The organism is Lunatibacter salilacus (assembly GCF_009797935.1).
Lineage (GTDB): Bacteria > Bacteroidota > Bacteroidia > Cytophagales > Cyclobacteriaceae > Lunatibacter > Lunatibacter salilacus.
The window spans coordinates 228,774-241,011 of the sequence record NZ_VOLC01000011.1 but is presented as its reverse complement, the minus strand read 5'-3'; the positions used below and the strand labels follow the sequence as shown (position 1 = coordinate 241,011).

7 protein-coding genes are annotated in these 12,238 nt (G+C 38.1%); 4 read left to right on the top strand and 3 right to left on the bottom strand.

Annotated elements, in window-relative coordinates:
• From FQ608_RS16165 to FQ608_RS16150, 4 genes are all read left to right on the top strand, one after another.
• The coding region (locus tag FQ608_RS16165; RefSeq protein ID WP_158859277.1) for a LamG-like jellyroll fold domain-containing protein at positions 1-3,485 on the top strand (3,485 nt) is incomplete at its 5' end.
• A gap of 779 nt (positions 3,486-4,264) precedes the next feature.
• Complete coding sequence (locus tag FQ608_RS16160; RefSeq protein ID WP_158859276.1) at positions 4,265-5,347, top strand: polysaccharide lyase; 1,083 nt, start codon at positions 4,265-4,267, stop codon at positions 5,345-5,347.
• Between the two features lie 330 nt (positions 5,348-5,677).
• On the top strand, positions 5,678-6,826 hold the full coding sequence (locus tag FQ608_RS16155) for a polysaccharide lyase (protein ID WP_158859275.1): 1,149 nt from the start codon (positions 5,678-5,680) through the stop codon (positions 6,824-6,826).
• Positions 6,827-6,875: 49 nt separating this feature from the next.
• Positions 6,876-7,832 carry a polysaccharide deacetylase family protein gene (locus tag FQ608_RS16150; protein WP_158859274.1) on the top strand — a complete coding sequence of 319 codons (957 nt, stop codon included), beginning with the start codon at positions 6,876-6,878 and terminating at the stop codon, positions 7,830-7,832.
• A 38-nt stretch (positions 7,833-7,870) separates the two neighbouring features.
• On the opposite strand, the gene FQ608_RS16145 is transcribed toward FQ608_RS16150, so the two are convergent.
• From FQ608_RS16145 to FQ608_RS16135, 3 genes are all read right to left on the bottom strand, one after another.
• Positions 7,871-8,914, bottom strand: a complete 1,044-nt coding sequence (locus FQ608_RS16145) for a formyltransferase family protein (protein WP_158859273.1) — start codon at positions 8,912-8,914, stop codon at positions 7,871-7,873.
• Between the two features lie 46 nt (positions 8,915-8,960).
• A complete protein-coding gene (locus FQ608_RS16140; protein WP_158859272.1) occupies positions 8,961-10,001 on the bottom strand; it encodes a 50S ribosomal protein L11 methyltransferase in 1,041 nt (346 codons plus the stop codon).
• A gap of 91 nt (positions 10,002-10,092) precedes the next feature.
• Positions 10,093-11,133 (bottom strand): methyltransferase domain-containing protein, encoded by a 1,041-nt coding sequence (locus FQ608_RS16135; RefSeq protein ID WP_158859271.1) that lies wholly within the window; start codon positions 11,131-11,133, stop codon positions 10,093-10,095.
• Positions 11,134-12,238 lie beyond the last annotated feature (1,105 nt).

Genomic DNA, 12,238 nt, shown 5'->3' with positions numbered 1-12,238 from the left:
CCCCTTATTTCTGGCGGGTAAGTGCCCAGAACAGCGCCGGTCAGGGCCCTTGGTCTCAGACTAGAACCTTCATCACTTTAGCAGACACCTCCGGTCCAACCTCAGAATTGGTAGCGCATTGGAAAATGGATGAGGGAAGCGGCAACACTTTAATTGACCACTCCGGATATGGCAATAACGGGGTACTGAGAAATGCTACCAACGTTACCTGGGTACCCGGGGTTGACGGGCTAGCACTGAACCTTCCAGGTTCGGTGGATAGGTATGCGGAAGTAAACAATGCTCCATCGCTCAACATAAGCGATAAAATCTCAATTACTGGATGGATTAGGCCGACCGCGGTTCAGAGCAAAGTTATTCTGGGTAAATCTACCCAAAATGGTTATGAGGTAAGCATAACAAATACTGGAAAAATCGAATTCTGGCTTAATTGGACAGCTAACAATTTGACTTACCATATTCTATCCACTAACAATTATATTGCAAATGGTACCACTTGGACCCACTTTGCCGCCATCTTTGATGGACTTTCAATGAAAATTTATCTGAACGGGGTTGAGGATAACTCCAAAACATTCTCCTCCCCAGCTACCATATTGAACAATAATTCCATTCTAAGGATCGGCGCTTGGGGGAGTGATTATCGATGGACGGGTGGATTGGATGACCTTAGGATTTATCATGGAGCCCTAAATGCGCAAGAGGTAAGTGCATTATTCTCCAGTGAACCAGCAATTCCTATAGCACCAATTTTATCTACCCCAGCGAATAATGCCTCGGGAATTTCCCTAACCCCTGCACTTTCCTGGCAATCGGTAAGCGGTGCGGAGAGTTACCACGTGCAGGTGTCCACCAATGACACGTTTACCAATATTGTTTTTCAGCAATCCGGTATTTCGGGCACTAGCGTTAACGCCTCAGGACTGAATTTCCAGACTGCATACTTCTGGCGCGTAAGTGCCCAGAACAGTGCGGGTCAAAGCCCTTGGTCCCAGGTCAGGACGTTTACTACCCAAAACCAACCCGTGGTGGTTCCTGCTGCCCCCACCCTGAGTGCCCCTGCCAACAACGCTACAAATATCTCGCTCACCCCGGCACTTTCCTGGCAATCGGTGAGCAGTGCGGAGAGTTACCAGGTGCAGGTGTCCACCAACGACACGTTTACCAATATTGTTTTTCAGCAATCGGGTATTTCGGGCACTAGCGTTAACGCCTCAGGACTGAATTTCCAGACTGCCTACTTCTGGCGCGTAAGTGCCCAGAACAGTGCGGGTCAAAGCCCTTGGTCCCAGGTCAGGACGTTTACTACCCAAAACCAACCCGTGGTGGTTCCTGCTGCCCCCACCCTGAGTGCCCCTGCCAACAACGCTACAAATATCTCGCTCACCCCTGCACTTTCTTGGCAATCAGTGAGCGGTGCGCAGAGCTACCAGGTGCAGGTTTCCACCAACGACACGTTTACCAATATTGTATTTCAGGAAACGGGTATTTCCGGTACCAGCGTCAACGCCTCAGGACTGAATTTCCAGACTGCCTACTTCTGGCGCGTAAGTGCCCAGAACAGTGCGGGTCAAAGCCCTTGGTCCCAGGTCAGGACGTTTACTACCCAAAACCAACCCGTGGTGGTTCCTGCTGCCCCCACCCTGAGTGCCCCTGCCAACAATGCCACAAATATCACCCTAACCCCGGCACTTTCCTGGCAATCGGTAAGCGGTGCGGAGAATTACCACGTGCAGGTGTCCACCAATGACACGTTTACCAATATTGTTTTTCAGCAATCCGGTATTTCGGGCACTAGCGTTAACGCCTCAGGACTGAATTTCCAGACTGCATACTTCTGGCGCGTAAGTGCCCAGAACAGTGCGGGTCAAAGCCCTTGGTCCCAGGTCAGGACGTTTACTACCCAAAACCAACCCGTGGTGGTTCCTGCTGCCCCCACCCTGAGTGCCCCTGCCAACAATGCCACAAATATCACCCTAACCCCGGCACTTTCCTGGCAATCGGTAAGCGGTGCGGAGAATTACCACGTGCAGGTGTCCACCAATGACACGTTTACCAATATTGTTTTTCAGCAATCGGGTATTTCGGGCACTAGCGTTAACGCCTCAGGACTGAATTTCCAGACTGCATACTTCTGGCGCGTAAGTGCCCAGAACAGTGCGGGTCAAAGCCCTTGGTCCCAGGTCAGGACGTTTACTACCCAAAACCAACCCGTGGTGGTTCCTGCTGCCCCCACCCTGAGTGCCCCTGCCAACAACGCTACAAATATCTCGCTCACCCCGGCACTTTCCTGGCAATCGGTGAGCGGTGCGGAGAGCTACCAGGTGCAGGTGTCCACCAACGACACGTTTACCAATATTGTATTTCAGGAAACGGGAATTTCCGGTACCAGCGTCAACGCCTCAGGGCTGAGTTTCCAGACTGCCTACTTCTGGCGTGTAAGTGCGCAGAACAGTGCGGGTCAAAGCCCTTGGTCTCAGACAAGGACCTTCATTACGATAGCAGACACCTCCGGTCCTACCTCTCAATTGGTTGCGCATTGGAAAATGGATGAGGGAAGCGGCAACACGTTAATCGACCACTCCGGCTATGGCAATAATGGTGTACTGAGAAATGCTACCAACGTTACTTGGGTACCCGGCGTAGACGGGTTGGCGCTGAACCTTCCGGGTACGACAAACCGCTACGCTGAAGTAAACAATGCGCCATCGCTAAATATCAGCGATGCAATAACCCTGTCTGCCTGGATCAGGCCCACATCGGTTCAGACCAAATCCATCATGGGCAAGTCAGTCCAGAACGGATATGAGATCAACATCACCAACGCCGGAAAAATCGAATTCTGGATTAACTGGACTGCAAACAACCTTACTTATCACCTACTATCCAACAGCAACTATGTGGCAAACGGGGCTACATGGACCCACGTTGCTGCCACATTTGACGGGCTTTCCATGAAAATATATCTGAACGGGGTAGAGGACAATTCCAGAACCTTCTCCTCCCCAGCCACCATATTGAACAACAATTCGATTTTAAGAATCGGCGCATGGGGTACTGATTTCAGATGGACGGGTGGATTGGATGACCTTAGGATTTATCATGGGGCATTGAATGCCAATGAAATTGCGGATTTATATTCATTTACAAACTCAAACGCCAGAATACTTTTCCAGGATAGGGAAGGATCTGTAAATGAAGAAACTGCGGAATCTTTAATCTCTACTCGTGAATTAAGAACAACAATATTCCCCAATCCAGTGGAGAACCATATCAATTTAATGTTCTCTAGTGAGATTGAGGGAGAGGTGGATATATCAATTCATGATGTGACAGGAAGGCTGGTTTTTGAAACAAAAACTCATTTTGAAGGTAATAAAATGCTCATTGACTTAATTGGTAGGGACAATATAAGTGCGGGATGGTATTTACTAACTCTAAAAACGCCAACTAATATGGAAAGATTTAAATTTCTAAAAAAGTAAAATCAGAATATAAAACTTTAGTTTTAGAAATTCGTCTTTAATTTAATAAGAGACTAAAATATAGATTAACTGTGTATTAAACCCACAATTTGTGGAACAGTTACACAACTAAGAATTTTTCATAAGATTTATTTAAATAAAAAAAATTATAAAATCTATTGAATTGATTATCGATATTTTTATAACCAAATTTTTCCTATTGAAAAATTTGGTTATAAAAAATATTGGTATAAAATGGCGTAATTGAGGAAAAGTGTGGAAATTAAAATATATTATTTGATACCTTAGACTTCAGTTAACTACGATTAAATAAAAAAAAACATCAAGAGCAAATTAATAGGGTTGAATTAGGTTTTTTCTTATAGATAAAATAGATTTAATATGTACTATCAGCTGAGATTCAACACCTCTAACGTATCTCATTCTTCATAAAAATTTAATTGAATTTTTAGTAATATTATCGGCTCCGTATATTCCTTTAATTAAGGGATCTACAAAATTTTCAATTTCATAGTCAAAAAAGGTGCTTTTTAAACAATGGTTGGTTTTAAAAATATTTTATTGCAATATCAGTTTTGTCAGACTTTTAGGTGTCATTTTTATCGTAACTAAAAAATATCTTTTGGTCAAGAAATCATACAAATATCAGAATCCATTATTAAATATTCCAAGACCATTTTGACTGATTAATAATTCAGGTTAAAAAAAACAAAAATTAATGGTACAGTAATCGCAAGCGTCCTTCAAATAATTTAAAAAAAAAGCTAATTATTTAAGGTATGAAAAAAACAAAAAAAATCACTCAATTTCTTTGCCTGGGACTGATTACCGGAGGCTTTTATGCTTGCGATTTTACGGAAGACCAAATCCCGCTTATCGAGGATGATGCAAAAGTGCTATTTGCAACTGTTTCTCCAAAATCGAATTTTATCTTTTTTGATGACTTCAATTCAGGGAATTCCCCACTTTCAATGGCGCACAGTCATGAGCTAGGTGGAAATCATTCATTAACATCGGTCACTAAGCCAAATTATCCAAATGAAAAGGCCGCAAGGTTTGAATTAAGGGATAATGATCCTTTGGTTAAAGGAAGCATTCGTGCAGAAGTTACCATTGTGAAGGGAGACGAAGGTCATATTGAAAAGGATACCTGGTATGGCTTTGACCTCTTTGTACCAGAGGACTATGCCGACGAGGATGATACCGAATCAATTAACCAATGGTTCCATGATGGTCCAGCTGCTTTAATTAATATTCGAAATGGAAAATTATTTTGGAGGTTCTATATCAATGGCAATAAAACCGACATCCAATTAGGTGCTTTGAAAAAAGGGCAGTGGAGTAATTTTGTAATTCACATGGTTCATTCATATGAATCTGATGGTGTAACAGAATTATGGTTGGATGGTAAAAAACTCATTGACGAAAGAGGTAGAAATATAAACAGTAGTGGCGGTATTCCAAAGTGGAAAATTGGAATTTACAAGTGGGAATGGGCAGATAGCAAAACCACAGTCAGCAAAAGGGTATTGCTGTTTGACAATGTCAGAGTAGGTGACAGTAAAACAACCTATGAAGATATGGCTTATGATTTTTCTAGTGGAAACGCAGAAAATAACGATCAAACGGCCAACCCTGGTGGAGATAGTTCAGACAATGACGATTCTTCAGATGAAGGAACTTCTAATGGAGATTCATCGGAAGAAAACGACGAAGAAAATAATGGAGGTACTTCCAATGGAGATGATGACGATGAAAATGATGGTGGTACTTCCAATCGAGATGATGTCGATCAAATTTCTGAAGAGGTAGAGGAAGATAGAAGTCGAAGAAGAGGCAATAGAAGGAACAGGAGAAGGTAATATCATTATAAACAACCATAAAGTTATTTGAAAAATGAGGAGGGCTAATCATAAGTCTCCTCATTTTTTTTATATTCTATCCAAGAAAAAAATGAATTTAATGCGCCTTTTTGATATCAAATATTAACTAATATATAGAATGACCTTTTTGACCCTCTAATACAACACCAAATAGAGTAAACCCGATATTATCATTTTTGAAGAAACTAAACAAATAAATTAACCTAAAATTTATCTAAATAAATTTCTGCTTTGGGATTTTTTTTATATATTTAAATGTGGTTTACATCAAATCTTCCGGTGTTTGTGTTAAATTTAAAGAGATTCAAATTGAAAACTTTTATTACAATTGTGATATTGTTCGTGGTCATGTTCATTTCGTGGAATATGTTTGTCAAAAAGCAAGACGAACTTCCAATACGCCAAATTCCTGACGATATATTATTGATTTACGAAGAGACATTTGAAACTGGAGAGTCTTCCATTAAAGCACATAGTTTTGAAATAGGCACTGATTATGGACTTACCATAGTACCAAAACCGAAGAATGAGGGTGAACGGGCAGCAAGGTTCGAACTTAGAGAAGATGACCCCTTAGTCAAAGGAAGCGTTAGGGCTGAATTATCTATTGTAAAAGGGGAAGAAGGACACATAGGTCCCGATACATGGTACTCTTTTGATCTGTTTATTCCAAAAGATTATACCAGGGATGACAGAAAAGAATTAATAAATCAATGGTACCAAGAAGGAGATCCATCGGCATCAATAAATATCAAAGATGATCGTTTTTTTTGGCGGTTTTACATAGATGGTGTCAGTGAGGATTTTGATTTAGGGCCTGTCATTAAAGATGAATGGCAAAATTTTACAATTCATATGGTCCATGATTATGGTGAAAATGGGGTAACAGAATTATGGAAAGACGATGAAAAGCTCCTTGACCTTAAAGGCAAAAATATGAATAATAGTCCTCTCCCTAAATGGAAAATTGGAATTTATAAAAGTAGTTGGGTTGACGGAGCTACAAAATCCAAATCCAGGGTTCTATATTTTGACAATATTAAGGTTTGGAGTTTAATATTACCAAAGGAAACTAAAAATGGCGATACAGATATATTCGGAAAGATTTCAAAACTGACATTTGTAAATGCGGAGACCGAAAAAGATTATCGTTTGGTAGAGCCGGAAGGAACTGTATACATGGATTCCATGGGAACATTCAAAATTAATATTAGGGCAGATCTTTTCAATGAAAAGAATGTAGGAAGTGTAAAATTTGAGATTTCCGGAAGAGATTCGTTCGAAACTATTGACAATTCACCTCCATTTGCCTTATTTGGAGACGATGGCAATGGAAATTATTATTATGGGTCAGGCCTTGAGAAAGGTGATTATCAGCTTACGGTAACTTCGTATACAAAAAGAAAGGGAGAAGGTTTGTCTGGTGTCCCCTACACCATTTCATTTAGTATTGATTAAGGGCTTAATAAAAATATTACAATTTTTTTATTAAGAATATCTTCTTGTGATGGTATATAATTTTAGGAATATTATTGCCTATTTCATTTCTCTTTTTTTAGAATGGAGTGGACATGTCCGAAAGGCAATTTCAGATGCAAAGCAGGGTGAATTTATCATCTCCTTGTATTTTCATAATCCCACTAAAAAGGAATTTGAATTCTGCATAAAATGGTTAAAGAAGAATGGATTCAATTTTATAGGCCCAGAAGATCTTGTAAAGATAATGCTCGGAACCCTGCCTTTTCCAAAAGGTGCTGTACTGATTACTGCAGATGACGGCTGGTTAAACAATGAAATAAATATGGTCGGTATAGCAGAAAAATATCATGTTCCGCTTACCATTTTTATTTCTACAGAGCCGGCAGAAAACGGCGTTTATTGGTGGACTTGGGCAGATTATGCCAGAAAGAATGGCAACAACCACTTATCAGTTGAAGAATATAAAAAGATACCCAATCAAGAACGGGTGGATAAAATTAAAAAAATAAAATCAACTTTAAATTTGCCGCGAGAAGCGATGACCCCAAATCAAGTTTCAAATATATCAACATCGCAATTTTTAACCATAGGAGGTCATACACATACCCATCCCATCCTGATTAATTGTAATCATGAGGAGGTCATCGAGGAGCTCCAACTTTCCACGGAAAAATTGGTGAAATGGACCGGTAAAACTATTGAATTCTTCGCCTATCCCAATGGAGATTATGGAGATAGGGAGAAAAATATATTGAAATCCCTGAATTATAAACTCGGATTCAGCAATAAACCTGAAAGGTTGACCAGAAATGTTTTAAAAACTCCTTACGATATTCCAAGGTTTGGATTTTTAGAAGGAGCCTCCGACAAAGAAAATATCTGTAGAATGGTAGGTGTCTGGCAAAATTTTGTTAATTCGAAAAACAACTCTCCGTTTCTTTCCCTTCTAAGAAGGTTTAAATTTGAGTTAAATAAAAGATATTGATTTGGAATTACTTGTTATATGCCCCAGTGAAGGCTAGGTTAAAGTACAGAAAGATTGAACTTTTTCAGGTATAAATAGCAGGAATTTAATAAATTAATATCTTTAAATAACCGTAGTTTTATAGCTTGATCTTTGCATCCAATAAACAAAACAAAACCTTTGATTTCAAAATTACCGGGCTTCAATGCCGGAAATACGGTTACACCTTTACATCCTTTAAAGGTTATGCATCTCCCCATTAGTTGGGCATAGCATGTATTACTCGGGTTTTGATATGTATATAAATTTATCTTATTGAATACATCGATAGCCCTTTCCACGCCAAAATCAATCGCCCTATATGCCTCAAACTTTCCGGTTTTAGTAGCTTCTTTTTTGCATTGGTCTAATAAGACGGTTTTACCCTTTAAATAGCAAACGATATCGTTGCATAATGTAACAGCTACGATCTTGTCAATTTTCTTATCAACTGAAATACCAGTATCCGTTGGGGAGATACAAAATTCATGTTGAGCGATTATTTTGCCCCCATCCACAGTGTGGTCCAACAGAATATAGGTAACTGCTGCAGATTTATCCCCGTTTTTTAGTGCCCAAAGAGTTGGCAAGGCTCCCTTGTACTTCGGCAATTTTGAAGGGTGTATATTCAAGCATCCAAATTTTGGCATTTCTACGATCTCGCTAGGTAGAATGGACCAGGTGTTAACCACAAATAATTTAACATTATTCTCGTCAACAAATTTTTGTAGGGTTGCAAGGTTCTTACTGTCAACAATTTTTATGTTATTTTGAACAATGGTATGAAGATAGAGACTATATTTTTTATAAATACCCGAAGACAACGGATTTAAAATTTTATAAGCACCAAATAGAAACATCTTCTTAATCCCACCATTATCGTTAAGGTGCCATAAATAAATATGCTTGAATAAAATATTTACTGGATTAAAGGTACCATTTTTAAGAAAATCACCAATTTTAGCCACGGCCTTTAAACTCACAGCCTTGTCATTAACCAGTACCAACAATGTATTTGGTTCAAGGCCAAAGTATATTATATTGGCTGATTTTTTTTCAATCATATGGAACTATTCATAACGTATACTATAGGTAATCATCTGATTCACTTTAATTGATTTCTTTCACCATAGGCTTAACTTTTTTAATAACGTGTGTCAAGTTCCATGAACTAACTTTTGTTTGGTCTTTCATATCCAATTCAATATTTATAATATCCCCTTTTTGGCAATAAATCGGTTCTGTCCTGAAAAGTTGGTATAGCCAGACAGTAGGTTTGTCAAAAGGATTTGTAGAAATATTTAATTCTTCATCAAACCGAATATTAAAATACAAACAGAATCCATCCAAAATACCTTCATTGGATACTTGTTTGCTATCAGAATATTTGTTGGGAAACGTATCAGGTTGAACCGTCATTAAATCAAAAGAAAAAAGAGGTTTGGGATCACAAAGAAAATGGGAGGCTTCTCCGGGTAACAGTCTATGGTACAATTTCGTTTTTCCTATTTTGTTTAAATCTCCTAGGAGCCATTCCTTTGAACTGTCAAAACGTACTCCATGAAGATCCCGTTCCCAAAGGAAAGGAGTTCTGTGGTTTTCCTTTAAAGTAATGGGTTCTAAAAACATATCAAATTCGTTGGGAAGAATCTTCCCTCCGGGAGCTAAAATTCTGTCCCTTAGATCACAAATATTTCTGATCATATCCTCATCTACAAGAAAATCCCCAATTTGTTCCTGTATGATTATATCGACTTTTTGTGGCGGATTAAAATCAGAACTATGGGAATGGACAAAAGAAATATTCTTTATCCCATTTTTTTCGGACAAGTACTTTGCCAGTTCGATAATATCTCCGTGGTCAACGGCATAAATATGTTTTGGCTTTTTTTGGCTGGCAAAAAATGATAAAATCCCTGTTCCTGAACCCACATCCATTACAATATCACCTTCTGAAACATACTTATGAATGGCTGCATGATAGGTGTCCACCCGTACCTTACAGGCAAGCATACGCTCATGTTGGTCTACGCTGCTGAAAAGATTGCGGTTGTGGGTACCATACATCATTGCTGCAACTTTCGGGTTTTTCTTTACTCCTTGCCAAAGCCGGTACATGCCGGAGAAGACGACTGCTAATAATTTATTCATTTTTAAAGAGGTTAAGTTATTTTAAATATATATAAATTGGATAAATACATTTCAAAACCGATTAAAGGCTCGATATATTCCTTGCTCTCAGCTATACTTCCACTTTATCTTTTAAGTCGGCATGTAAAACAGAATGGCCTATTTTCCAAGAATTTACTTTTGTGCAATCTTCAATTTCCAGCTCAATTTTAACCATATCACCCTTTTGGCAAACCATAGGTTCAATGCGGAATAATTGGCATAACCAATGGGTGGGCTTTTCAAATGGGTCTGTTTTAATGAATAATGTGTCATCAAAATAGATATGAAAATAAATGCAAAATCCATCCATTGAACCTGGGTTGACAATTTCTTTAAGGATGGAAAATTTTTTAGGAAGCGAATCCGGCTGTATGGTCAATAAATTGAATGAATAAAAGCTAGCGGGATCACATAGAAAAAAAGAAGCATCCCCCGGTAAAAGCCTTTGGAATAATTTGTTTTTCCCTATTTTATTCAAACTACCCTGAAGCCATTCCTTTGCAGCATCAAACTTAATCCCATGTAGGTTTTGATCCCATAAAAAAGGTGTGAGCCGTTGCGGATTCAAAGAGATCGGCTCAATAAAGAATTCAAATCCGTTTGGAAGGATTTTTCCCCCCGGGGCCAATATCCGGTCACGTAGATCACTTATATTCCTCACCATGTCCTCATCCAAAAGAAAATCCCCTATCTGTTCGTGAATAATAACGTCCACCTTTTCTTTAGGAGCAAATTGGCTGCTGTGAGTTCTGACAAATTTTATGTTGGAAAACCCGTTCTTCTTAGCCAAAAAAGACGCCAAATCTATAATATCGCCGTGATCAATGGCATAAACTTGTTTAGGTAACTTTTGGCTGGCAAAAAAAGACAAAACTCCGGTCCCTGAACCCAAGTCCACTACTGTATCCCCTTCTGAAACATATTTATGGATTGCTGCGTGATAAGTGTCCACTCGTACGCTATCGGCCAACATTCTTTCATGTTGATCTACGTTTCCAAATAGTCGCTCATTTTTTACACTATATATCACCGCAGCAATACGTGGATTCTTTTTTGCTTTCCGCAATAATTTAGTTAGCAAACTTAAGATATTTTTAATCAGATTTTTCATTCGTATTTAACCTTTAATTTGGCAACATCAATACTATAACACCGATTCCCTCTTCAAAAATTAATGAGAATGGGGAGGGATCGTCTGTTCTTTTATATAGTAGTAACATCCATCATAGGTGATAATTTACCACTATAAATGGATATAGTTACACTATCCAATATAAGTTCAATTTATTAATATATTAACTATATAAAGGCGTCTCTTACATAATGACATTCCAGTTTATTTTCCAAAATTTTATCTTAAACATTTGTTTAGGCATTCTATTAACACTGAACGTTGCGATCATATCATTTTATAAAAAATGGATGAAAGTAAACATAAACACCTAAATGATTAAATTTAAATATATTTAAATTTATAAAAAAATATAGGAAAACAAAACTATAAATTTAAATTTTTAGAAAAATCCGACTTGACAGGTAAGTAAACAAATACCAAACACGCCGCTATTTGAACTTATACCTCACATACTTTTTGACGATAAATTAAAGTTGACCTAACTTCAAGGGAAAAACTCACCTAAGAAAATACGACTTAGATATGTAGAATGTCTACATATCTATCTTAAAAGCTTCTTTAGCAAACATCTGGTAAAAATGCATAGCACCTTCCTCATTGAGATGGTTGGGTCTGCGAATAATTCCGAATGATTTGGTAAACCATTTATTCTGACTGTAATATTAAAATGGAATATTTTCCTAATTGCAAATTTGTTGGGCTATTTCCAAAGATTTAGGTATACCTTCTGAATATATCCTGGAAGTTGGAGAAACGCAGACATTTACCTTATGTCCTTGGTTTTTGTGTTAATTAAAAATTGTTTGAAAGATTTTGATTTGATTGAGATCGAGTTTTCTAGCATCTTGATATTTTTCTGACTTTAATGGTTCAAAGCTAGTATCCTTAATAGATCGAAGCCGGTTTTTAAATCTGAAAAATTATTAATAAATTAAAATATTTAAAGAATAATAAAACTCCAAAATTAAAAAAAATCTTAAAATAAGGAAACGTTTCTTTATCCTGTTTTAGTAGTTGCTGCCATTAAAATGCCTTAGGGATACGTAATGGCGGTGGATGAGAAAAGCAATAGGGCATAAAC

Coding starts and splice junctions, on each gene's coding strand:
- FQ608_RS16160 (WP_158859276.1), top strand. CDS start 4,265: ATGAAAAAAACAAAAAAAATCACTCAATTTCTTTGCCTGGGACTGATT.
- FQ608_RS16150 (WP_158859274.1), top strand. CDS start 6,876: ATGGTATATAATTTTAGGAATATTATTGCCTATTTCATTTCTCTTTTT.
- FQ608_RS16145 (WP_158859273.1), bottom strand. CDS start 8,914: ATGATTGAAAAAAAATCAGCCAATATAATATACTTTGGCCTTGAACCA.
- FQ608_RS16140 (WP_158859272.1), bottom strand. CDS start 10,001: ATGAATAAATTATTAGCAGTCGTCTTCTCCGGCATGTACCGGCTTTGG.
- FQ608_RS16135 (WP_158859271.1), bottom strand. CDS start 11,133: ATGAAAAATCTGATTAAAAATATCTTAAGTTTGCTAACTAAATTATTG.